The following is a 21,201-nucleotide window of genomic DNA, read 5'->3' on the forward strand; positions in this document are numbered from 1 at the left end:
AATCGGTGACGGTGGCGACCCGAGGAGGGACATGGCGCGCGCGGGACTGAGCACCGAACGCCTGATCCAGGCGGGAGCGGAGCTGGCCGACGAGGTCGGCTTCGACCAGGTGACCGTCTCGGCGGTGGCCCGACGGTTCGACGTCAAGGTCGCCAGCCTCTACTCGCACCTGCGCGGCACGCACGACCTGCGGACCGGGATCGCCCTGCTCGCCCTGGCGGAACTGGCCGACCGCGCCGCGGACGCGGTGGCCGGCCGGGCCGGCAAGGACGCCCTGACCGCACTCGCGAACGTCTACCGCGACTACGCCCGGGAGCATCCCGGGCGGTACGCCGCCGCCCAGCTCCGGCTCGACCCGGCGCCGGCCGCCGCCAGCGCCGGCGGCCGGCACGCCCAACTGACCCGGGCGATCCTGCGCGGCTACCACCTGCCCGAGCCGGACCAGACGCACGCGGTGCGGCTGCTGGGCAGCGTCTTCCACGGCTACGTCAGCCTGGAGCTGGGGGGCGGCTTCAGCCACAGCGCCCCCGACACCGAGGAGACCTGGTCGCGCACCATGGACGCCCTCGACGCCCTGTTGCGCAACTGGCCACACCCGCGCTAGCGGGCGGGCTTGACGGGGTGGACGGTCCGGGCGGCCACCGCACCGAGCTTGTCGGGGTTGGCGATGCTGCGGATGGTGGCGATGCGGCCCTGCTCGTCGACGTCGAGGACCATGGTGGCGATGACCCGGCCGGCCCCGGTGAACACGATGCCCGGCCCGCCGTTGACCTCGACGAACTCGATCGTCATGGCATCGAACTCCACCCCCTGGTAGGGGCGCCGGCCGAGGGTCGCGAACCAGGTCGCCACCGGCGCCGCGCCGGTGACCGGGCGCATCGCCTGGTGTACCTTGCCGCCACCGTCGGTCCACACCGTCACGTCCGGGGCGAGCAGTTCCAGCAGGGTGTTGAGGTCGCCGCCCGAGGCGGCGGCGAGGAACCGCTCGGTCACCTGCCGCTGGCGGGCCCGGTCGGCGTGGAACCGGGGCCGCCGGGCCCGCACGTGCCCGCGGGCCCGGTGCGCGGCCTGCCGCACGCTCTCCTCCGAGCGGCTGACCGCCTCGGCGATCTCCGCGTGGCTGAACCCGAAGACCTCCCGCAACACGAACACCGCCCGTTCCAGCGGGCTCAGCGTCTCCAGCACCACCAGCAGCGCCATCGACACCGACTCGGCCGCGGCCACGTCCTCGGCGGCGTCGCTGCTGGTCAGGATCGGCTCGGGCAGCCACGGCCCGACGTAGCTCTCGCGCCGCACCCGGGCCGACCGCAGCCGGTCCAGCGCCAGGTTCGACACGATCCGTACCAGGTACGCCCGGTGGTCGGCCACCCGCGACCGGTCGGCCCCCGACCACTTCAACCAGGCGTCCTGCACCGCGTCCTCGGCGTCGGCGGCGGTGCCGAGGATGCGGTACGCCACCGAGAACAACAGATCCCGGTGGGCCTGGAACGTCTCCTGCGGCTGCTGGTCGGCGTGCATCCGGTGCTCCTGTCGTCGGGGGTCCGCGCTCCTGCCGTCGAGGCGGTCAGGCCGCGAACCCGAGGGCCAGCGCGCCGACGACCGGTGCCAGGTACAGCAGCGGGAACGGCACGTGCGCGTACGCGCGTGCCCGGACGACGGTGACGACCGCCCCGACGAAGTAGATCACGAGACCGACGGCGGCCAGCACCCCGATCACCGGCACGAACAGCCCCACCAGCAGGCCGAGCGCCCCGGCGGCCTTGGCCGCGCCGAGCCACGGCCACCACGAGCGGGGGACGCCGTACTCGGCGAGCGGGCCGACCACCCACGGCGCACGGAAGAAGGCGCAGGCGGCGGAGAAACCCACCCAGAGGGCGGCGGCGACGGTGACGACGGTGTACGCGGTGGACATTGTCCTGCTCCTCGGGTCGGTACGAGCTGACGACCACGAGACGACCCGGGCGCGGCCCGCCGTGAGGTGGCGTGACCTACGCCACAGTCGACCCGTTCGCCCCCGGCCGGATGAGACACATCCCGCCCGGCGCGACCCGGTCCATCGCGACCAGCGCGTCGGGCGCCTCGCCGAGGCCGATGGTGCGGGTGATCAACTCACCGGGGCGCAGCACCCCGGCGGTGACCAGCCGCAGCAGCTCCGGGTACGCGTGCGCGGCCATCCCGTGGCTGCCTCGCAGCTCCAACTCGTACGCCACCACCAGCTCCATCGGCAGCGCCGGTCGGCCCAGCGCGGGCGGCAGCAGGCCGACCTGGACGTGGCGCCCCCGCCGCCGCAGCCCCTCGATCGAGGCGACGCAGGTCGGGTGGCTGCCCAACGCGTCCAGCGACAGGTGCGCGCCGCCGCCGGTCGCCTCCCGGACCGCGGCCACCACCGCGCCGGGCCCGGTCAGCGCGCTCGCATCCAGGCAGACGTCCGCCCCGGCGGCCCGGGCCAGCGCCAGCGCGCCGGGGGAGACGTCGACGGCCACCACCCGGGCGCCGCACGCCGCCGCGATCATCACCGCGGACAGGCCGACCCCGCCACAGCCGTGCACCGCCACCCACTCACCGGCGGCGACCCGCCCCTGGCTCACCACCGCCCGGAACGCGGTCGCGAACCGGCAGCCGAGCGCCGCCGCGACCGGGTGGTCCAGCTCGTCGGGGAGCCGGATCAGGTTGACGTCCGCGTCGCGTACCGCCACGTACTGCGCGAACGAACCCCAGTGGGTGAAGCCCGGCTGCGTCTGCCGCTCACAGACCTGCTGGTCACCGGCGAGGCAGGCCGGGCACCGGCCGCACGCGCAGACGAACGGCGCGGTGACCCGGTCGCCGGGCCGCCAACCGCGTACGCCGGCACCGACCGCCGCCACCACGCCGGCGAACTCGTGCCCGGGCACGTGCGGCGGGCGGACGTCCGGGTCGTGGCCCCGCCAGCCGTGCCAGTCGCTGCGGCACAGCCCGGTCGCCTCGACCCTGATCACCACGCCGTCAGGCGCCGGGTCGGGATCGGGCACCTCGCGTACCTCGGGCCGGACACCGAACTCGTCGAAGATCACCGCACGCATGTGCCGCATCCTGACACGCCGGCCTGCCGGCCCGCCCGGGCGGGCGTAGCGTGCGGAGTCGGAACCCGGCGCGAGGAGGACCGCAGTGCAGACCACGACCGTGGACGTGCCGACCGGCGACGGGGTGGCCGACGCGTACCTCGTCCGGCCCGACGGGGACGGACCGTTCCCGGCCGTGCTGGTCTTCATGGACGCGTTCGGGCTGCGGCCGGGGCTGGCCGAGCTGGCCGCGACGATCGCGGCGCGCAGCTACGTCGTGCTGGTGCCCAACCTGTTCCACCGCGCCGGCCGGGCACCCCTGGTCGACCTGTCCGGCCTCGGCGACGAGACCCACCGCGCGGCGCTGTTCAGGCAGCTCGCGCCCATGATGGCCGCGCTGACCCCGGAGGTGGTGGCCCGGGACACCGCCGCCTACCTGGACTTCCTGGCCGCGCAACCGCAGGTGGCGCCCGGCCCGGCGGCGATCATCGGATACTGCATGGGCGGCACGAACGCGCTGCGCGCCATCGAGGCGCACCCGGTCCGGCTCGCCGCGGCGGCGGCCTTCCACGCGGGGCGGGTGGTCACCGACGCCCCGGACAGCCCGCACCTGGGTGTGGGTTCGGTCACCGGCGAGCTGTACTTCGGCCACGCCGACCAGGACCCGTCGATGACGGCCGAGCAGATCGCCACCCTGGAGAAGGCGCTGGACGCCGCCGGGGTCCGCCACCGCTCCGAGGTCTATCCCGGGGCCCGGCACGGCTTCACCCAGGCGGACACCCCGATGTACGACGAGCGGGCCACCGAGCGGCACTGGGCCGCCCTGTTCGACCTGCTCGACCGCACCTTCCGCCGCTGACCTCCGGCGCCGCACCCGGCGACGTCGCGCGGACACCCGGGCGATCGTTGGCGGCTCAGCCGTCGCGCGGCCGGCGGGTCGGGACCGACCAGCCGCCAACGATCGAGGAGGGCCCGCACGGCGGCAGGCCACGGACCGGGAACTGGTGCCTGTCACCGCCGGCCGGGCTGGCTAGCGTCGGGCCATGACGACCGATCCGGAGCTGCCGCGACGCTTCGCCGAGCTGACCACCGCCCACGTCGCCGACGCGTGCCTGCGGGCCGGCGTCCCGGTGCGGTGCGCCCCGCCCGAGCTGCGGCCGGTGGTGGCCGGCGGCCGGCTGGCCGGGCGGGTGCTGCCGGCCCGGCACGTCGGCAGCGTCGACATCTTCCTGGAGGTGATCGACCGCGCCGCACCCGGTGACGTGCTGGTGGTCGACAACGCCGGGCGCGGCGACGAGGCGTGCGTCGGTGACCTGGTGGTGCTGGAGGCGCAGGCCGCCGGCCTGGCCGGGCTGGTCGTGTGGGGCCTGCATCGGGACACCGTCGACATCCGGGCGGTCGGGCTGCCGGTGTTCAGCCTCGGGGCCATGCCCGCCGGGCCGCAGCGGCTCGACGCCCGACCCGCCGCGGCGTTGACCTCGGCCCGGGTCGGCCAGTGGACCGTCGACGACGGCGACGTCGCGCTGGCCGACGAGGACGGTGTGCTGTTCGCGCCGGCCGACCGGGTGGGGGAGCTGTTCGACCTGGCGGAGTCCATTCGGGACACCGAGCGGCGGCAGGCCGACCGGATCCGGGTCGGCGAGTCGCTGCGGGCGCAGGTGGGTTTCGAGGCGTACCTGGCCGGGCGGACCCGGAACCCGGCGCTGACCTTCCGGGAGCACCTGCGGGCGGTGGGCGGCGCGATCGAGGAGTGAGCCTCGCCTCTCCTCGCCGGCGCCGTCCGGACCGGACGGACCCGGTGGCTCCGGTCGGTTAGGCTCGGTCCGCTCGGCCTTGGGGAGGACGGATGACGGCGGATCCGGTCGGTGGTGAGTTCACCCGCATGCTGAACGTCACGCTGGAGGCACTTCGGACGGTCAATCCGGCTGCGGACGCCGACGGCGCCGAGGCGGTGCCGCCGGTCGGCGAGGCGGCGGAGGGTCAGGTCCGCGCCGAACTGGCGCCGGACGGCCGGCTGCGGTCGCTGTGGGTCGAGCCTCGGCTCATGCGACTCGGCTCGGAGGAGCTGACCGAGCACATCGTCACCGCCGTCAACGCGGCGATCGACACCTTGCGCGATCGGGCCGGGGCGGCCCCGCAGCTCGGGGACCTGTCGCAGTTGCGCGAGCAGGTGGAGCAGGTCCGCGACACGGCGGTGCCCCGGCTCGGCGCGTTCCTCCAGGCGCTGACGGAGGCGCAGGAGCGGGCGGCCCGGGGCGGGGCCCGGTGAGCGGCGGCGGCTTCGAGGTGCGTCCGGAGGCGCTGCGCGACGCCGGGCACACCCTCTCCGACGTCGCGCAGGGGTTCCTCGCCGACCTGGACGGGTTCGAGGCGCAGCTGCGTGGCTACGGCGAGCCGTGGGGCGGTGACGACATCGGCTCCCTGATCGGGGTCGCGTACACCGAGGTGGCCGCCTACCTCTTCGACTGCGTGGCGAGCGCGGGGGAGGAGATCGGCTCCGCCGGCGAGGACGTGTCCGGTATGGCCGACGCGTACGAGCGGGTCGACGAGGACGGGGCCGACTCGATGCGCTCGCTGGCCGCCGGGTTGGGGTGACCGATGGGGCTTGCGCTGCCCGGTGAGCTGATCACCGCGCTCGGCTGGATCGGCTACACCTGGCCGGAGGCCGACGAGGAGAAGTTGTTCGAGATGGGCCAGGCGTGGCTGGACTTCGCCGGCCGGATCGGCTCGGCCGCCGGCGCGGCGGACGCGGGCGCGGCGCAGGTCTGGTCGCAGAACGTCGGGCCCGCGGTGCAGGCGTTCCAGGGGTGGTGGAGCGGCGAGCAGAACGGGCCGGTGGTGCTCCGCGACGGGGTCCAGGCCGCCGTCCTCCTCGGCGCCGGCCTGATCGTCTGCGCGGTCATCGTGCTGGCGTTGAAGATCCAGGTGATCGTGCAGCTGGTGATCCTCGCGTTCGAGGTCGCCCAGGCGATCGCGACCGCGGTGGTGACCTTCGGCGCCTCGCTGGCCGAGATCCCGATCTTCCAGATGATCACCCGGGAGATCGTGGGACTGCTGATCGACCAGGTCATCACCCAGCTGCTGGAGGCCTGACCGGGGAGCATGGTCGCCGCCCGAACCCCGCTACTATCGGCCGGGCAGGGGCGGTCGACGACGCGGAGGAGGAGCGGTGACGGTCACCCGCGAGGAACTCGTCGCCCTCTGGGGCGAACAGGGTGTCATCTACTTTCCGGTGGAGCGGTTCGACGCGATCCTCGGGCCGCTGGGTCCGGAGGTGTTCCCACCGGACGGCGCGCTGCCGGTGGAGGTGCCGATCCTGTTCACGGTGGACGTGGCGGCGCCCGAGGTGGAACTCTTCTCCGCCCTGCGGATCGAGGTGGGCGAGGCGGAACCGCGGTCGTACGTGGTGCTCGGTGGCTCGCCGGAGGACCCGGCGCTGCTGTTCTGCCTGGACGCGGCCGGCGGCGAGGTGATCCTGCTGGACGTGCAGACCCCCAACCTGGAGACGGTGAACGTCACCTTCGCCGCGTTCGTGGAGTTCCTGTACCGGCTGGGCCAGCTCATCGCCACCGACCCCGGTGGCCGGGAACGGGCCGAGCGGGCCGCCCGGATCCGGGCGGACCTGCGGTCGGTGGACCCGGCCGCGTTCGGCGACCCGGAGTCGTGGTGGAACACGGCGTTCGACCAGCTGGAGTCCAGCCGCTAACGCCCGCCGCGGCGTCCGGCGTGCCGGTGGGCGTACTCGTCGTAGCGCCAGAGCATGACGCCGAGCATCGCCGGGATCATGACGACGTGCTGCACCGCCATGCCCGCCATCACGTCGAGGGCGCCCGCGCCGACCAGGGCCGCGGCGACGCCGGTGGGCCCGAGCATGGCGGCCGCCATCTCCAGGTTGCGCGGCGCGGAATGCCCGCGGAAGGCCATCCAGAGGACCATCGGCACGGTCATGTTGACGCCCATCAGCATGACCCGGAACGCGCCGGACTGATCGGAGAGGCTGCTGCCGGCGGCGCCGAAGGCGAGGGCGGCCAGGCCGCTGAACACGCCCATGCCGACGAACATCACCACGACCATCTCGACGAAGTGCAGGACGAAGGCGCGCCGGCTACGGGGGGCCCGCTGCGCGACGGTCTCCGCGAGCTTCGGTGACTGGCTCATGGCAAGCAGGGTGGCAGCGGCCAGCCCTGGCCCGCCAGTGGGCGGCGGCGACCCTGGCCCGTTTCCTGGGAAACCTGGCGCACAGGCGCGGATCCGTTCTCCTAGGCGTCCCGTATGGCATCGAGGCAGGTCGTGGTGGTCGGGTATCCCGCTGCCGAACTGATCGACATCGCCTGCGTCACCGGCCGCCGTCGTCCGGCGGATCCGCCTCGAGATCGCCGCCCGCCTGACCACCACGACGGATCTGCCGCTGGAGCAGGTCGCCCGCCGCTGCGGCTTCCGGTCGGCCGAGACACTGCGGCAGGCCTTCGTCGCCAGGTTCGGGGTCACCCTGCGGACCTTCCGGCAGACGCAGGTGCGCTCGCCGGCGGGCTGACCGCCGGCTGGGGATTGGGCGGTGGCCGGGGGCGGGAGGACGCGCGGGGCCCCGCGACCCCTCGGATCGCGGGGCCCCGCCGCCCGGTCACCAGGTGGTCGGCTTGCCCTTCTGGCGCAGCCACACGTCGAAGAACGCGCCGAGGTTCTGCCCGGACTCCCGCTCGGCCAGCGCGACGAAATCCGCCGTGGCGGCGTCGCTGTGCCGGTGGATCGCCGCCCACTGCCGCAGGATCCGGAAGAAGGCGTCGTCGCCGACCTTGCCGCGCAGCGCGTGCAGGGTCATCGCCCCCCGGTTGTACGGGATGTTGCTGAACATCTCCTCCGGACCGGGGTCGGCCAGCACGATCTGCCAGAACGACGCCGACGCGGCCCGCCCGTAGTTGCTGGAGCTGTTGAAGGTCTGCTGAACCGAGGCGCCACCGTTGTGTTCGGTGTACATCCACTGGGCGTAGGTGGCGAAGCCCTCGTTGAGCCAGATGTCCGACCAGCGCCGCGGCGAGACGCTGTCGCCGTACCACTGGTGGGCCAGCTCGTGCGCCATGGTGCCGACGCTCGCCCGGTTGGAGAAGATCGGCTTGGTCTGGGTCTCCAGGGCGTAGCCCACGTTCGGGGCGTAGTCGATGATCGCGCCGGTGGAGGCGAACGGGTACGGCCCGAACTTCTCGGTGAAGAACTTCAGCATCTTCGGCATCTGCGACACCGCGTCGGCCGACCCTTCCACCAGCCGTTCGTCGATCGCGACGTACGACGGGATCCCGTCAGGGGTGGTCGACTCGGTGACCTTGAACTTGCCGATGGTGATGGTCGCCAGGTAGGTGGCCATCGGCTCGGTGTTGTCCCAGACGAACGTGGTCCGGCCGTCGCGGGTCTGCTGGGACAGCAACTGGCCGTTGCCGACGGCGGTGAGCCCCTCGGGCACGGTGGCGGTGAACCGGAAGGTGGCCTTGTCGGTCGGGTGGTCGTTGGTGGGCAGCCAGGCGGGGGTGCCCTGCGGCTCGCCGACGACGAAGGCGCCGTCGTCGGTGGGCACCCAACCCTCGATCGACCCGTCCGGGTCGGTCACCGGGCCGGGCACGCCGGCGTAGCGGACCACCACGGTGAACGTCTGCCCGGCCTTCAGCTTCGGCCGCGGCGTGACGATCAGCTCCTGGCCGTCGCGGGTGAAGGCGTGGGCGTGCCCGTCGACGGTGACCGAGGAGACCTCCGGGCCGCGGAAGTCCAGGTTGAACTGGTCGAGGTCCTGGGTGGCGACCGCGGTGATCGTCGCGGTGGCGTCCATGAAGCGGGTCGCCGGGTCGTAGGAGAAGACGAGGTCGTAGTGCTGGACGTCGTATCCGCCGTTGCCCTGGTCGGGGAAGTAGGGGTCGCCGACGGTCGGCGCGCCGGCCGTGTAGCGGGGGGTGCCGGGTGCGCCGGGTGCGGCGCCGGCCGAGCCCGGTGCCACGACCGAGCCGGTGGCCATCAGGGCGACCGTGGCCAGCGCGGCGCCGCGCAGGCGGGGGATCGTCATGTGCATCCTCTCCGAGGGGGAAACGCCAGGTAGCGAGGGATGATCGGATGATCGACCCCCATCCACCCGCACCGGAGGCGGATCCGTCAAGCGTCCACCGGCCCGGGGCCCCGTTCGTGAGCCGTCCGGCCGATGCCGGCGCACCCGGAGCGCAGGCCGGGGCCACCGGACGGCCCGGCCGCCATCCCTCAGGCGTCCGCCACCCGCACCACCAGCGCTGCCGAGTCGGCGCCGCGCCGCGCGGTGATCGTCCAGCAGCCGGCGGTCGGGAACGTCCAGCCGGTGCCCCACTCGTCGCCGGGTCGCTCCCAGCTGCTGGCGCCGTGCGACTCCGGACCCCAGACGGGCGCGAGGACCGTCCCGTCGGGCCCGGCGGCGCTGATGGCGAAGTCGCCACTGCCGGTCATCCGCCAGGCCACCTTGACCTCGGTGCCCGGGCTGAGCACCGGCGTACGGGGGAAGAACAGCGCCCACAGCGTCGCGCCGGTACCGGTGCCCTGCCGCTCCAACGACCCGCCCGGCTCGGGCAGCCGGCCCGTCGCCGGGCAGCCCGCCCCGCCGCTGGCGGCGACCGCCGGCCGGCCGCCCGATGACGCGCCGGACGGTGCCGGGTCCGCGGGCGCGGCCGGGCAGCCGGCCAGCGCCGCCACGCCGGCCAGCGCGAACGCCGCCAGCCGCCCGGACCGCGAGACCTCCGTCATCAGTTCTCTGCCCACCTTGATCTCTCCTATCGCAATGAGGCGGCGATCGCGATCGCCTCGTCCCGGGACAGCTCGCCCTCCAGCCGGTAGCACACGCCGGCGTCCTGCCAGATCAGCGTCGAGGCGGCCAGCCGGGCGGTCTCCACCCGCGTCGTGCCGGCCCGGTCCACGTACGTCAGCGGGTGCGGGCCGTCCACCCACACCGCGAGGTCGCCGCCCACCTCGACCCAGGCCACCCCCGGGCCGCCGGCCCCCTTCAGGAAGACCGGGTCCAGGTTCCCGTCGTACGCGTCGACCCGCAGCGCTCCACTTCGGTAGAGCAGCGTCGCCACCCGGTACGCGCCCGTCGCGTCGGGGTCGGCGACCAGCACCTGTTCGGGCGGGCCGAGCCGGGCCGGCAGCCGGATCGGGAACCGGACCTGGCGCTGCGCCTCGGTGAGGCCGGCGGGCCGCTGCGACGGCAACGGCGACGGGGTGGCCGTGGGCCGGACCGGCGCCGAGGTGACGATGTCGACCCCGGCGAAGCGCAGCAGGCCCGTCACGGCGTCGGCGAGGGCGGCCCGGCCGGGCGGCAGCACCGCCACCAGCAGCGCGGCCAGCGCCGCGGCGACCCAGTAGCGCCACCGGCGCCGGGGCGGTGGCGGCTCGGCCAGCCGGGCGCCTACCCCGGCGGTCACGTCCGGCGCGGCGGGGGTTTCCAGCCAGGCGGACAGGTCCCGCAGTTCCCGTTCGAGATCAGCCACTGCGGACCTCCTCGTGGTCCAGCAGGTCGCGCAGCTTCGCCAGCGCCCGGGAGGTCCGCGACTTCACCGTGCCCCGGGGCCAGCCCAGCATCGCCACCGTCTCGTCCTCGCTGAGGTCGAGGAAGAACCGGCAGACGATCACCTCGCGGTCGCGTACCGGCAGCAGGCGCAGGGCCCGGACCAGCGCGGCGCGGCGCTCCCCGGCGAGGACGGCGTCCACGCCGCCGTCGGCGACGTGCGCCGACCCGGGACTCACCGCGGCCACCCGCAGGGCCAGGCCGTCGCGGCGGTTGCGGGACCGGTGCAGGTTGCGGGTCTCGTTCGCGACGATCGCCAGCAGCCAGGAGCGGAAGGACGACGCCCCCCGGTAGCGGGACAGGTTGCGGTACCCCTTCACGAACGCCTCCTGGATGACGTCCTCGGCGTCGGAGCCCGCGCCGAGCAGCACCGCCGTCCGGTACGCGGACGCGCTGTGCCGGGCGACCAGGGCTTCGTACGCCTCCAGGTCACCGGTCCGCGCGCGGCTGACGAACTCTGCGTCGTCCAGTGGGCACCTCCGTCGTGCATCCTCATGACACCGCTCGCGCCGCGCCGGTTCCACCCTCGACCGGCGGAACCCGGGCGGGCCGGCCGGTGTCGTTCGGACATGATGTCCAGGACCCCGCTGACCCGCCGTACCCTGCTGACCGCGCTCGCCGGCGCCGGCGTCGCCACGCTGGCCGGCTGCGAACCCGCCCGCACCGCGACCGCGGAGCCCGCCGTCGCCGTCCCCGACCCGCTGCTGGTCGAGGTGGACGGCGGGATGACCGTGCTGCGGGGCACGAACCGGCGGACCGTCCCGCACGCCCTCGCCACCGCCGACGGGTCGGCGCTGTGGGCGAGCGCCGCCGCCGGCGCCGACACCACCCTCGCCCGGATCGACACCGGCACCGGCCGCGGCTCCGTCCCGATCACGCTCCCCGGACGCTGGCTGCCGCAGGCCGTCTCCACCGACGGCACGACGGTGGCGCTCACCCCCGACGCCCACGGGGCCACCGACCGGCCGGCGGGGCGGACGGCCAGCCCGGTGCTGGTCGTCGACTCCACGGGAATCCGGCACCGGCTGCGACTGCGCGGCAACCACGTACCCGAGGCGTTCAGCGCGGACCACACCGGGCTGTTCGTCCTGGAATGGCTCCCGGCGGCCGCGCCGGACCGCTACCGGGTCCGCGTCGTCGACCTCGCCACCGGCGCGCCCGGCCCGCTCAGCACCCGGAACAAGACGCCGGTGCCGCCCGGGGCCGAGGAGGAGATGCGCGGGGACGGCCGCCAGGCCGTGCTGGCCCCGGACCGCCGGGTGCTCTACACGCTCTACACCCACCAGGCGGACCACCGGCACACCCGGGACCTGGTCAGCGGCCGGCCGGGCAACGTGCACGCCTTCGTGCACACGCTCAACCTCGCCGAGCGGTGGGCGTACTGCGTCGACCTGCCACACCCGTTCGGGGAGGCCGCCGCGGCCGGCCACGCGATGGCGATCAGCCCCGACGGCACCCGGCTGCTCGTCGTCGACGTCGCGTCGGGGGCCCTCGCCGAGGTCTCCACCGAGGAGCTGACCGTACGCCGGACCGCCGTGCTCGCCGCCGGCCCCGGCGGCACCGGGCACGCGGTCGCCGGCCGGGACCGGCTCTTCGTCGGCGCCGGCCCGACCGTACGCGCGGTGGACCTCGCCACCCTGCGCGCGGTCGACACCTGGCCGGTCCGCGAACCCGCCACCGGGCTGGTGCTGAGCCCCGACGGGCGCCGCCTGCACGTCGGCCAGCCGGCGGCGGTGAGCTGGCACGACACCACCAGCGGCGCGGAACTCGGCCGGGTGCCGGTACCCGGTCTCGTCGGGCTGGGCGGCCTGGCCGCACCGGCCTGACGCGCGGCCCGGGGCGCGGCGGCGGTCGTCGCACTTCGGCGCGCTGGCCGACTCGGCCCGGGTCTACCGGCCGCTGCTGCGGTACGCGTACCTGCGGGCCGCCCGCTGACCGCCCGGTGCCCGCCCGCCCCGCCGACCCGGGTAGGCGGGCGGGCACCGGACCCGTCCCCGGGGCGTCACCGGCGGCGGACAGGACGCCGGTCTCCGGTGACGGCGCGATGACGCGACCTTCGGCAGGGTCGCAGCACGCGCCGTCGAAGGAGAACACATGATCAGGACGATGGCCCGGCTGCGGGCCCGCCCCGGCTGCGAACCGGCCGTGGCGTCCGCCTGGCGTACGGCCCGCGCCGGGATCGGCGAGCTGCCCGGCAGCCTGCGGCGGGACCTGCTCGTCGACGCCACCGAACCGCGCTCCTTCGTCGTCGTCACCGAGTGGACCGACGAGGCCGCCCTGCACGACTACGAGCAGGGGCCGGTCGCCGCGCGGTTCGCCGAGGCCGTCCGTCCGCTCTGCGAACCGCCCGCCGCCGGCGACCGGCGGGTGATGCGCGACGCGCCCGGCGGCGGCTCGACCGTCTTCGTGGACGTCGAGCTGACCGTGCCGGCGGCCCGGCGCGCCGAGTTCGACCACGGCTACCCGCAGGTCCTCGCGCGGATGACCGGCGTGCCCGGTTACCTGCGCGAGGACCTGCTGCGTGAGCCGGACTCGGACACCTTCCACATCTTCGCCGAGTGGACCGGCGCCGCCGAGTTCCACCGCTGGATCGCCAACCCGGCCCACGCGCGGGAGGAGGCCGGACCCATCGCCCCGTTCCTGCTCCGGATCCGCCGCCGCCTGTTCCACGAGGGAGCGGCTCCCGCCGGCAGGGCCAATTCCGATCGCGGCCGAACACCGGGCAAGGAGAGCGACGTGCACACGACAACGGACGTACTCATCGTCGGGGCGGGGCCCACCGGGCTGACCGCCGCCATCGAGCTGGCTCGGCGCGGCATCGACTGCCGGCTGGTGGAGCAGCGGGCCACCCCGCCGGCGCACGCCGACAAGGCGATCGGGGTGCACTGCCGCACCATGGAGCTCTGGGAGGAGCAGGGCGTCGTGCGCGACGCGATGGACGCCGGGATCTGGCTGACCGGCAACATGGTGTTCGTCAACGGCCACGAGACGCACCGGATGAGCTGGGAGCTGCCGGAGCTGCCGTACGCGCATCTCGGCCTGCCGCAGTACGAGACCGAGCGCATCCTCACCGAACGGCTGGCCACCCTCGGCGTACGCCCACGCCGCGGCGCCGCGCTGACCGCCTTCACCCAGGACGACGACGGCGTCACCGCCATTCTCGACACCCCCGCCGGCACCGAGACCGTACGCGCGAAGTACCTGCTCGGCTGCGACGGCGCGCACAGCACCGTCCGCGAACTGCTGGGGCTCACCTTCACCGGCGGGCTGGGCCGGTTCCCGCAGCTGTTCATGCTCGGCGACGTCGACGTGGACTGGGACATGCCCGACGGGCACCTGCTGCGGTTCATGCACGAAACCGACGGCCGGATGGACGGCATGCTGGTCTGCGTGCCGCTGCGCGGCGAGGCCCGCTACCGGATCGCCACCCTGGCGCCGCCCCGGTTCTTCGCCCAGACCGGCGGCCAGGACGCCCCGCCCGGCTTCAGCGAGGAACTGGCCGAGCCGACCCTCGACGACGTGCAGGCCGCCATCGACCGGTTGGCCCCGCCCGGCACCCGCGCGTCGAACCTGCGCTGGTCGTCGGTGTTCCGGATCAGCCACGGCATCGTCGACCGCTACCGCGACGGCCGGGTCTTCGTGGCCGGCGACGCCGCCCACCTGCACCCGCCGGCCGGCGGGCAGGGCATGAACACCGGCATCCAGGACGCCTGGAACCTCGCCTGGAAGGTGGCCCTGGCGGTGCGCGGGAAGGCCGCGCCGGGGCTGCTGGACAGCTACGAGACCGAGCGGCGCCCGGAGGGCGAGGAGATCGTCGGCCGGGCGGTGCGGATGGCGTTCACCGACGAGCTGGACCGCGAGGACCTGAAGCGGCAGTTCCTCCAGGAGATGTCCATGCTGCTCAGCTACGCCGACAGCCCGCTGGTCGGGGAGACCGTCACCGACCCCGACGCCCTGCGGGCCGGCCCGCGCCCCGGCGACCGGGCGCCGGACGTCGGCGGCCTGCACCGCCGGGGCGTCGGACACCCGCTGCGGCTGCGCGACCTCACCCGCGGCACCCGGCACACCCTCCTGGTGTACGCGGACGGCTCGGCCGACGACGCGGCGGTCGCCGCGGTGGAGAAGACCTGCGCCGACCTGCGGTCCCTGGCGGCCGGGGAACTCGACGCGTACCTGCTGCTCGGGCCGGACGCGCCGGAGCCCCGGCTGCTCGCCCCGCCCGTGCTGCGCGACGCCGCCGGTGAGTTCCGGGCCCGGTACGGCGTCACCGGCACCGCTCTGTACCTGATCCGGCCCGACGGGCACGTGGGCTTCCGCAGCCAGCCGATCGACGCCGACGGGCTGCGCAAGAACCTGCACCTGGTCTTCGGCGGTGCGAGGTGAGCACCGTCCGCACGGTGCTGGCGATGCGTACCCGGCCCGGGTGCGAGGAACGGTTCGAGGCCGAGTGGCTCGCGGCGGCGGAGAAGATCGGCGCGCTGGACGGCTGCCTGCGCCAGGACCTGGTCCGCGACGCCGACGACCCGCGCAGCTACCTGGTCATCAGCGACTGGGCGGACCGGGAACGGCTGGACGCCTTCGGCCGCAGCGGCCAGCGTGACGAGCTGCTGCGGGTGATCCGTGACCTGCGCGAGTCCGCGCAACGCCACACCTACCAGGTGCTGCACAGCATGCGCGGCCGGCCGGAGGAGAACCGATGAACGAGTGCCCGATCCCCGCGTCCGAGCTCTACACCGACGACTTCGCCGCCGACCCGTACCCGGCGTTCGCCCGGCTGCGGGCCGACAAGCCGGTCTGCCCGGTCAGCTCACCGCGGTTCGACTCGTACCTGATCAGCCGGTTCGACGACGCCCGGACGGCGCTCACCGACCCCCGGCTCTCCAAGGACCTGTACGGCCCGGAGGAGCACTACCTGCGCCTCTTCGGCCCGAACTCGGCGGGCCTGAACAAGAACATGCTCAACGCCGACCCGCCGGAGCACACCCGGCTGCGCCGGCTGGTGTCCCAGGCGTTCGCGCCGCGCCGGATCGAGGCGCTGCGACCCCGGGTGGCGCAGCTCGTGGACGACCTGCTCGACAAGATCGTGCCGCACGGCGAGGCCGAGCTGATGCGCGACTTCGCGATCCCGCTGCCGATGCTGGTGATCTCGGATCTGCTCGGGATACCGGCGACCGACCACGACCGGGTGCTCGACTGGACCCAGGTGATCCGTACCTCCGGGTCGTCGCGCCGCAGCCCCGAGCAGGAACGGGCGGCCGTGCAGGAGGCCCAGGCGCGGCTGCACCACTACCTCACCGAGCTGGTGCGGGCGAAGCGGGCCCACCCCGCCGACGACCTGATCAGCGCGCTGATCGACGCCTGCGACCAGGAGGGGACGCTGTCGGCACGGGAACTGGTCACCACCACGTTCCTGCTGCTCTTCGCCGGCCACCAGACCACCGCCGACTTCATCGGCAACGCGGTGGTGGCGCTGCTGACCCACCCCGACCAGCTCGAGCTGCTGCTGCGGCAGCCGGCGCTGCTGCCGTCCGCCATCGAGGAACTGCTCCGCTTCGACGGCCCGCTGCCGGTGGCCAGCCCCCGCATCGCCACCGAGGACGTCGACTACCAGGGGGTCCGCATCCCGCGCGGGTCGATCGTCGGCGTGGTGCTCAACGCGGCGAACCACGACCCGGAGCACTTCGTCGACCCGGACCGGCTGGACCTGCGCCGGGTCCGCGGCCCGCACCTCGGGTTCGGGCACGGCGTCCACTACTGCCTGGGCGTCTCGCTGGCCAGGATGGAGGCGCGGATCGGCATCGGGACGCTGCTGCGCCGCCTGCCGGAGCTGCGGCTCGGGGTGCCGGTCGGCGAGCTGCGCCGGCTGCCGGCGGCGTCACCGTTCCGAGGGCTGCTGGAACTACCGGTCCGGTTCGCCGCGTGACGGCGAACCCCGTCCACAACCGACCCCACTCACCCAAGGAGTCCCAGTCATGACCTTCCGGAACGTGATCGTCTGTCGCATGGTGCCCGGCGAGGAGAGCGAGCGCGTCGTCGCCGACACCTTCGGCTACTACGACCGGACCACCCGCCCGCAGGATTTCGGCGTCATCGGGCGTACCCTGCTGTCCTTCCACGACCTCTACATCCACGTGATCGAGCGGGTCGCCGACCCCGCCGTCACCGGCCAGACCCGCGGCCTGCCCGCCTTTCAGAAGATCGCCGAGATCATCGCGCCGTACGTGACGCCGTACCCGAGGTACTGGAAGAACCCGTCCGACTCGGTGGCAAAGCAGTTCTACCACTGGGCGCCGGCCGAACCGCCGGCCGGGGAGTCGACCGGCCCGAACCGGACCATCATCGTCGCCCGGATCAAGCCCGGCGCCGAACCGGACGTGGCGCGGATCTTCGGCGAGTCCGACGCCAGCGAACTGCCCGCGCGCCTCGGCGTCACGGGCCGCTGGCTGTACTCGATCGACGACGTCTACCTGCACGTGCTGGAGCAGACCGACGCGTCGTTCGCCGCCGTCCGGGAGAACCACGACACCCCGGCCTTCGCGAAGATCATGGCGGACCTCAGCCCGTACATCAGCGCGTACGCTCCGGAAAGCTGGCGCAGCCCGGACGACGCGGTGGCCAAGGAGTTCTACCGCTGGCGCGCCGAGGACTGAGGCGGGTGATGGTCAGCGCCGCGCCCAGGTGACCGCGATGTCGCGGTTCAGCCCCAGCGGGAAACCGGCGGCCTCGCGCTCCGCGGCCGTGCGTACCCGTTCGTCGACCTCGGCCCAGGTGGTGATCCCGACCTGGTGCCCGCGCCGGCGCCAGGTGCCGAGCAGTTCGCCGTCGGCGAGCAGGGCGCCGGGTTGGACGGTGCCGGCCGGCCAGACGGCCGTGCGGTGCGCCGCCTCCGGCACCAGCAGCTCCCGGTCGGGCGCGAGCAGGTAGGGGTCGCCGGGCGGCAGCAGCCGTACGCCGGCGGCATCCGTGGCCCCGACCAGGCTGTCGTGGTCGGAGCTGAGCACCATGCGGGTGCCGTGCGCCACGGTGACCTCGGTGAGTTCGTCGGCCAGTGCCGCGAAGGTGGTGCGGGCATCGGTGACGGACAGCCCGGTCCAGGCGGCGAAGCCGTCCGCCGTGGACGGCCCGAGTCCGCCGAGAAAGCGTCGCAGCAGTTCGACGCGGGCCTCGTCCGGATCCGCCCGGGGCGCCTCGGCCGCCGACACGAGCGTGTCGCGGCCGTCCCAGCGGATCCGGATCTGTCCGGTGGCGCAGGCGAGGATGAGCCGGTCGACCCGGTTGCCGACCGCGGTCAGGACCTCGCGCTTGCGGACCTGGCGGTCGCCGACCGCCGCCCGCACCGCGTCGGCCGCCTCCTGCGCGGACCGCTGCCTGCGTTCGTTGCGGGGCAGCAGCCCGAGGGTGAACACGGCGACGTCCTCGACGGGCACCAGGCAGACCGCGCCGCGTGGTCCCCACACCTGCGTGAACGCACTGTCGGCCCAGGTGTCGGGGCCCACCCCGTCGGCTCGGGCGTGCAGGGACAGCAGCGCCGACCGGGGCGCGCCGTCCTGCAGCCCGCGGGCCGCCGCGCGGTGGTGCGACGCCGCGGGCAGCCGGCGCTGCAGGTGCTGGGCACGCAGCCGGAACGCGGTGACGCCGTCGCGGCCGACCGCAGCGGGCGCCATCAGTTCGACCCGTGCGGAACCCGTACGGCGAGAGCCTTCGCGTCGATCATCGTGGCCTCCCGTGCGGACCGGTTCGGCGTTCCGGCAGCGTACCGTCCGCGGTGCCGCGCGACGCCTGACCGTCGGCGAGCAGGCCGTCGAGCAAGCGATCCAGCCCGAACTCGAACCAGGTGTCGAGGTCCTCGTCGGGATCGGTCTGGGTGGCCGCCGTCAGCCACGGCCGTTGCCGGAGGCGGCCGGTGCGTTCCAGTCGGAGGCGGGTCGCCGCGCGCCAACTGCGGTAGTCGGTGTCGGCCGGCTGGCGTGGGATGAGCAGGGCCATGCCCTGGATGTAGCCGCTGAGAACGAGGTATGCGCGGTACGCCTCCGCGGGACCGAACCCGGCGTCGGCCAGTACCGACACGACGTGGTCGACCATGGCGAGTACCGCGGGGCCGGTCGGCGGCCGGTCGCTGGCAAGGACGGTCAGCAGCCACGGGTGCCGGCGGTACATGGCCCACTCGTCTCGGGCGAGGTGGGCCAGCTGTGTCCGTGGATCGTCCCGCGATGCGGCGGTGCGCGCCCGGCGCGCGTCGATGACCTGCTCGGCCATCATGCCGAGCAGGTCGCCGCGGTTGCGTACGTGGCGGTACAGCAGGTGCGCGGGGAGGCCGGCGCGGTCGGCGAGGAGCCGCATGGAGACGTTCTCGAGGCCGACGTCGTCGGCGAGTTCGATCGCGAGGGTCACCGGGTCCCGGCGGCCGGGCGTGGAGGGGGCGGCGGCCCCCTGCGACGACGTGTTCGGCCCGTGGTCCCGGCGTCTGCGGTACGCGCGCGCCTGGCAGCGACGTGAGCAGTAACGGCGGGGACGTCCCGGCCCCTCCGCCACCGGCAGGCCGGCTCCGCACTCGGCGCAGCTGACGGTGGACATCCCTCGGCGCTTTTCGTCACGCCAGATCGTGTGACGAAACCACTTCCTCGCCACCGGCGCTCTTCACCAGGCTCGATGCCATGAATGTGCTCCGATCTGACCGGCAAGGCCAAGGCCGTCCGCGATCGTCGTCCGACCACACCCGGACCGGTGCCGATGCCCGGATCAACGTGGTGGACGCGTTGCGCGGGAGTGCACTGCTGCTCATCCTGCTGGTGAACGTGGCGTTCTTCAGCTCCGGATTCGCGTTCCATCTGGTCGACGATCCGGCGCACGGCGTGCTCGACCGGCTGGTCGCCGGTGCGGTGGAGCTGCTGTTCGCGATGAAAGCGTACCTGCTGTTCTCCTTCCTGTTCGGGTACAGCTTCACGTTGCAACTCGACTCGGCGGCCCGGCGTCGGGCGGCCTTCGGACCGTCGTTCCGGCGCCGGCTGGCCGGGTTGTTCGTGCTCGGGGCGGTGCACGCGGTGCTGCTGTTCCACGGCGACATCCTCACCACGTACGCGCTGCTCGGGCTCGTGCTGCTGGCCGTCCGGCGGATCGAGCCGCGCACCGCCCTGGTCGCCGCGGCGGCCATCGTGGGTGTGGTCGCGTTCGCGGTCGGCGTGGCCGCGGTCCTCGGTGCCACGCTGGTCCCGGACGAGGCCGCCGCGCTCGCCGCCGGCGCGCGTTCGACGGAGGCCCTGCGCGGCGGCCTCGGCACGGTCGTCCTGGAACACCTGCACTCGCTGCCGGCGATGCTCGGCGGGCTCTCGGTGCAGGGACCGCTGGCCTTCGCCGCGTTCCTCGTCGGTCTCGCCGCCGGCAAGCACCGAATGCTCGCCGCCGTCCACACCCACGAGAACCTGCTGCGCCGATGCGAGCAGGTCGGCTATCCGGTCGGTCTGGCCGGCGCCACCGTCTTCGCCATCGGCGGCGGCACCGAGAACCTGACCGGCCTGCTGGTCAGCATCGTGACCGCCCCGTTCCTCGCCGCGGCCTACGCCGCGACCCTGCTGCGCATGTTCACCCGATGGCCGCGCGTCGCCGACGTGTTGGCGCCCGCGGGACGCCTGGCGCTGACGAACTATCTCGGCCAGTCGCTCCTCTGCCTGCTCGTCTTCACCGGCGTCGGGCTGGGGCTGGCCGGCCGCACCTCCCCGGCGGGGACGCTGCTCATCGCCTTGGCGATCTTCGCCGTGCAGGTGGCGGTCAGCTCGTGGTGGATGCGGCGGTTCCGGTACGGCCCCGTCGAATGGGCGTTGCGCGCGTGGACGCACCGGAAGCGGCCCGCCATGCGGCGATAGAGCCGTTCATCCTGGCCCCCGTCCCAGTGCCCGGTCCAGTATGGTCAGCCGTGGGTCGGCGGTGCGACGTACGGATGGGCGGTCCACGGTGACCCGAGCACGCGCGGTTCTCCCGAAGGTCCTGCTGGGCGTGGTCCTGCTGGCGCTGGTCGTCTCCGGCATCCGCCCGTACGACCGGCTCACCTGGCTGCTGGAGACGGTGTGGGTGATGGTCGGCGTGCCGCTGGTGCTGCTGACCTGGCGCCGGTTCCCGCTGACCACGCTGCTGTGCTGCCTGCTCACCGTGCACGCGCTGATCCTGATCGTCGGCGGGCACTGGACGTACGCCCGCACCCCGCCCGGTGACTGGGTGCGGGACCTGCTGGGCCTGTCCCGCAACCCGTACGACCGGCTGGGCCACTTCGCGCAGGGGTTCGTCCCGGCCATCCTGGTCCGGGAGATCCTGGTCCGCCGCTCGCCGTTGCGCGGCAGCCGGTGGCTCGCCCCGCTGACCGGCTGCGCCTGTCTGGCCTTCAGCGCGTTCTTCGAGATGATCGAGTGGTGGGCGGCGGTGGCCGGGGGCTCGGCCGCCGACGACTTCCTGGCCACCCAGGGCGACGTGTGGGACACCCAGTGGGACATGTTTCTCGCCCTGGTCGGCGCGATCACCTCGCTGGCGCTGCTCAGCCGACTGCACGACCGCCAACTGCCCGCACCGGCGGGCGACCCCGGCCGGGACGGGTAACGTGAGATCGGG

24 protein-coding genes and 1 pseudogene are annotated in these 21,201 nt (G+C 74.1%); 15 read left to right on the forward strand and 10 right to left on the reverse strand.

The window, feature by feature from the left end:
* Positions 1-31 precede the first annotated feature (31 nt).
* Positions 32-604: a WHG domain-containing protein gene (locus tag AB0H57_RS24780; protein WP_357510294.1), complete on the forward strand. Its 573-nt coding sequence runs from the start codon at positions 32-34 to the stop codon at positions 602-604.
* On the opposite strand, the gene AB0H57_RS24785 is transcribed toward AB0H57_RS24780, so the two are convergent.
* The 3 genes from AB0H57_RS24785 to AB0H57_RS24795 all read right to left on the reverse strand — a co-directional run bounded on the left by AB0H57_RS24785 (position 601) and on the right by AB0H57_RS24795 (position 3,059).
* Entirely contained in the window at positions 601-1,518 is a 918-nt protein-coding gene (locus tag AB0H57_RS24785; RefSeq protein ID WP_357510296.1) for an RNA polymerase sigma-70 factor, read from the reverse strand. The two genes, AB0H57_RS24780 and AB0H57_RS24785, sit on opposite strands and share 4 nt — an antisense overlap.
* A 46-nt stretch (positions 1,519-1,564) precedes the next feature.
* The gene (locus tag AB0H57_RS24790) at positions 1,565-1,912 is read right to left on the reverse strand and encodes a DoxX family protein (RefSeq protein WP_357510298.1); all 348 of its coding nucleotides are present in this window, start codon (positions 1,910-1,912) and stop codon (positions 1,565-1,567) included.
* Between the two features lie 76 nt (positions 1,913-1,988).
* Complete coding sequence (locus AB0H57_RS24795; RefSeq protein ID WP_357510300.1) at positions 1,989-3,059, reverse strand: zinc-dependent alcohol dehydrogenase family protein; 1,071 nt, start codon at positions 3,057-3,059, stop codon at positions 1,989-1,991.
* A gap of 85 nt (positions 3,060-3,144) precedes the next feature.
* Here AB0H57_RS24795 and AB0H57_RS24800 point away from each other — a divergent pair, with 85 nt between their 5' ends.
* From AB0H57_RS24800 to AB0H57_RS24825, 6 genes are all read left to right on the forward strand, one after another.
* Positions 3,145-3,897 (forward strand): dienelactone hydrolase family protein, encoded by a 753-nt coding sequence (locus tag AB0H57_RS24800; RefSeq protein ID WP_357510302.1) that lies wholly within the window; start codon positions 3,145-3,147, stop codon positions 3,895-3,897.
* A 184-nt stretch (positions 3,898-4,081) separates the two neighbouring features.
* On the forward strand, positions 4,082-4,792 hold the full coding sequence (locus tag AB0H57_RS24805) for an RraA family protein (RefSeq protein ID WP_357510304.1): 711 nt from the start codon (positions 4,082-4,084) through the stop codon (positions 4,790-4,792).
* 92 nt (positions 4,793-4,884) lie between these two features.
* Positions 4,885-5,307: a YbaB/EbfC family DNA-binding protein gene (locus AB0H57_RS24810; RefSeq protein ID WP_357510306.1), complete on the forward strand. Its 423-nt coding sequence runs from the start codon at positions 4,885-4,887 to the stop codon at positions 5,305-5,307.
* Complete coding sequence (locus AB0H57_RS24815) at positions 5,304-5,633, forward strand: hypothetical protein (RefSeq protein ID WP_357510308.1); 330 nt, start codon at positions 5,304-5,306, stop codon at positions 5,631-5,633. Before AB0H57_RS24810 ends, AB0H57_RS24815 begins: the two co-directional genes overlap by 4 nt.
* A gap of 3 nt (positions 5,634-5,636) precedes the next feature.
* Entirely contained in the window at positions 5,637-6,131 is a 495-nt protein-coding gene (locus tag AB0H57_RS24820; RefSeq protein WP_357510310.1) for a hypothetical protein, read from the forward strand.
* Positions 6,132-6,207: 76 nt separating this feature from the next.
* Entirely contained in the window at positions 6,208-6,744 is a 537-nt protein-coding gene (locus tag AB0H57_RS24825; RefSeq protein ID WP_357510311.1) for an SUKH-4 family immunity protein, read from the forward strand.
* On the opposite strand, the gene AB0H57_RS24830 is transcribed toward AB0H57_RS24825, so the two are convergent.
* Positions 6,741-7,196 carry a hypothetical protein gene (locus tag AB0H57_RS24830; protein WP_357510313.1) on the reverse strand — a complete coding sequence of 152 codons (456 nt, stop codon included), beginning with the start codon at positions 7,194-7,196 and terminating at the stop codon, positions 6,741-6,743. The genes AB0H57_RS24825 and AB0H57_RS24830 overlap by 4 nt on opposite strands.
* 187 nt (positions 7,197-7,383) lie before the next feature.
* Between AB0H57_RS24830 and AB0H57_RS24835 the strand changes: the two are divergent.
* Positions 7,384-7,572, forward strand: a pseudogene (locus tag AB0H57_RS24835) (helix-turn-helix domain-containing protein); the annotation flags it as partial.
* Positions 7,573-7,659: 87 nt separating this feature from the next.
* On the opposite strand, the gene AB0H57_RS24840 reads toward AB0H57_RS24835, so the two are convergent.
* The 4 genes from AB0H57_RS24840 to AB0H57_RS24855 form a co-directional block, all read right to left on the reverse strand.
* Positions 7,660-9,084: a M1 family metallopeptidase gene (locus tag AB0H57_RS24840; RefSeq protein ID WP_357510315.1), complete on the reverse strand. Its 1,425-nt coding sequence runs from the start codon at positions 9,082-9,084 to the stop codon at positions 7,660-7,662.
* 188 nt (positions 9,085-9,272) lie between these two features.
* Positions 9,273-9,785: a hypothetical protein gene (locus AB0H57_RS24845; protein WP_357510317.1), complete on the reverse strand. Its 513-nt coding sequence runs from the start codon at positions 9,783-9,785 to the stop codon at positions 9,273-9,275.
* Positions 9,786-9,811: 26 nt separating this feature from the next.
* Positions 9,812-10,528, reverse strand: a complete 717-nt coding sequence (locus tag AB0H57_RS24850; protein ID WP_357510319.1) for a hypothetical protein — start codon at positions 10,526-10,528, stop codon at positions 9,812-9,814.
* The gene (locus tag AB0H57_RS24855) at positions 10,521-11,129 is read right to left on the reverse strand and encodes an RNA polymerase sigma factor (protein WP_357510321.1); all 609 of its coding nucleotides are present in this window, start codon (positions 11,127-11,129) and stop codon (positions 10,521-10,523) included. Before AB0H57_RS24855 ends, AB0H57_RS24850 begins: the two co-directional genes overlap by 8 nt.
* A gap of 45 nt (positions 11,130-11,174) precedes the next feature.
* On the opposite strand from AB0H57_RS24855, the gene AB0H57_RS24860 reads away from it, so the two are divergent.
* The 5 genes from AB0H57_RS24860 (at position 11,175) to AB0H57_RS24880 (ending at position 17,255) form a co-directional block, all read left to right on the forward strand.
* Complete coding sequence (locus AB0H57_RS24860; RefSeq protein ID WP_357510323.1) at positions 11,175-12,431, forward strand: hypothetical protein; 1,257 nt, start codon at positions 11,175-11,177, stop codon at positions 12,429-12,431.
* 268 nt (positions 12,432-12,699) lie between these two features.
* The gene (locus tag AB0H57_RS24865; RefSeq protein WP_357510325.1) at positions 12,700-14,988 is read left to right on the forward strand and encodes an FAD-dependent oxidoreductase; all 2,289 of its coding nucleotides are present in this window, start codon (positions 12,700-12,702) and stop codon (positions 14,986-14,988) included.
* The gene (locus AB0H57_RS24870; RefSeq protein ID WP_357510327.1) at positions 14,985-15,305 is read left to right on the forward strand and encodes an antibiotic biosynthesis monooxygenase; all 321 of its coding nucleotides are present in this window, start codon (positions 14,985-14,987) and stop codon (positions 15,303-15,305) included. The genes AB0H57_RS24865 and AB0H57_RS24870 overlap by 4 nt, the downstream gene beginning before the upstream one ends.
* Positions 15,302-16,528, forward strand: a complete 1,227-nt coding sequence (locus AB0H57_RS24875; protein ID WP_357510329.1) for a cytochrome P450 — start codon at positions 15,302-15,304, stop codon at positions 16,526-16,528. The genes AB0H57_RS24870 and AB0H57_RS24875 overlap by 4 nt, the downstream gene beginning before the upstream one ends.
* Positions 16,529-16,577: 49 nt before the next feature.
* Entirely contained in the window at positions 16,578-17,255 is a 678-nt protein-coding gene (locus AB0H57_RS24880; protein WP_357510331.1) for a TcmI family type II polyketide cyclase, read from the forward strand.
* 12 nt (positions 17,256-17,267) lie between these two features.
* On the opposite strand, the gene AB0H57_RS24885 is transcribed toward AB0H57_RS24880, so the two are convergent.
* Positions 17,268-18,269 carry a crosslink repair DNA glycosylase YcaQ family protein gene (locus AB0H57_RS24885; protein ID WP_357510333.1) on the reverse strand — a complete coding sequence of 334 codons (1,002 nt, stop codon included), beginning with the start codon at positions 18,267-18,269 and terminating at the stop codon, positions 17,268-17,270.
* Positions 18,270-18,315: 46 nt separating this feature from the next.
* Positions 18,316-18,996: a TetR/AcrR family transcriptional regulator gene (locus AB0H57_RS24890; RefSeq protein ID WP_357510335.1), complete on the reverse strand. Its 681-nt coding sequence runs from the start codon at positions 18,994-18,996 to the stop codon at positions 18,316-18,318.
* A 356-nt stretch (positions 18,997-19,352) separates the two neighbouring features.
* On the opposite strand from AB0H57_RS24890, the gene AB0H57_RS24895 reads away from it, so the two are divergent.
* Complete coding sequence (locus tag AB0H57_RS24895) at positions 19,353-20,465, forward strand: DUF418 domain-containing protein (RefSeq protein ID WP_357510337.1); 1,113 nt, start codon at positions 19,353-19,355, stop codon at positions 20,463-20,465.
* Between the two features lie 88 nt (positions 20,466-20,553).
* Positions 20,554-21,189 (forward strand): DUF2238 domain-containing protein, encoded by a 636-nt coding sequence (locus AB0H57_RS24900; RefSeq protein WP_357510339.1) that lies wholly within the window; start codon positions 20,554-20,556, stop codon positions 21,187-21,189.
* The last annotated feature ends 12 nt before the right edge of the window (positions 21,190-21,201 follow it).

Source organism: Micromonospora sp. NPDC050686 (assembly GCF_040654475.1).
In the GTDB taxonomy this organism is placed as follows: Bacteria; Actinomycetota; Actinomycetes; order Mycobacteriales; family Micromonosporaceae; genus Micromonospora.

Coding starts and splice junctions, on each gene's coding strand:
- AB0H57_RS24780 (WP_357510294.1), top strand. CDS start 32: ATGGCGCGCGCGGGACTGAGCACCGAACGCCTGATCCAGGCGGGAGCG.
- AB0H57_RS24785 (WP_357510296.1), bottom strand. CDS start 1,518: ATGCACGCCGACCAGCAGCCGCAGGAGACGTTCCAGGCCCACCGGGAT.
- AB0H57_RS24790 (WP_357510298.1), bottom strand. CDS start 1,912: ATGTCCACCGCGTACACCGTCGTCACCGTCGCCGCCGCCCTCTGGGTG.
- AB0H57_RS24795 (WP_357510300.1), bottom strand. CDS start 3,059: ATGCGTGCGGTGATCTTCGACGAGTTCGGTGTCCGGCCCGAGGTACGC.
- AB0H57_RS24805 (WP_357510304.1), top strand. CDS start 4,082: ATGACGACCGATCCGGAGCTGCCGCGACGCTTCGCCGAGCTGACCACC.
- AB0H57_RS24810 (WP_357510306.1), top strand. CDS start 4,885: ATGACGGCGGATCCGGTCGGTGGTGAGTTCACCCGCATGCTGAACGTC.
- AB0H57_RS24820 (WP_357510310.1), top strand. CDS start 5,637: ATGGGGCTTGCGCTGCCCGGTGAGCTGATCACCGCGCTCGGCTGGATC.
- AB0H57_RS24830 (WP_357510313.1), bottom strand. CDS start 7,196: ATGAGCCAGTCACCGAAGCTCGCGGAGACCGTCGCGCAGCGGGCCCCC.
- AB0H57_RS24840 (WP_357510315.1), bottom strand. CDS start 9,084: ATGACGATCCCCCGCCTGCGCGGCGCCGCGCTGGCCACGGTCGCCCTG.
- AB0H57_RS24845 (WP_357510317.1), bottom strand. CDS start 9,785: ATGACGGAGGTCTCGCGGTCCGGGCGGCTGGCGGCGTTCGCGCTGGCC.
- AB0H57_RS24860 (WP_357510323.1), top strand. CDS start 11,175: ATGATGTCCAGGACCCCGCTGACCCGCCGTACCCTGCTGACCGCGCTC.
- AB0H57_RS24865 (WP_357510325.1), top strand. CDS start 12,700: ATGATCAGGACGATGGCCCGGCTGCGGGCCCGCCCCGGCTGCGAACCG.
- AB0H57_RS24875 (WP_357510329.1), top strand. CDS start 15,302: ATGAACGAGTGCCCGATCCCCGCGTCCGAGCTCTACACCGACGACTTC.
- AB0H57_RS24880 (WP_357510331.1), top strand. CDS start 16,578: ATGACCTTCCGGAACGTGATCGTCTGTCGCATGGTGCCCGGCGAGGAG.
- AB0H57_RS24885 (WP_357510333.1), bottom strand. CDS start 18,269: ATGGCGCCCGCTGCGGTCGGCCGCGACGGCGTCACCGCGTTCCGGCTG.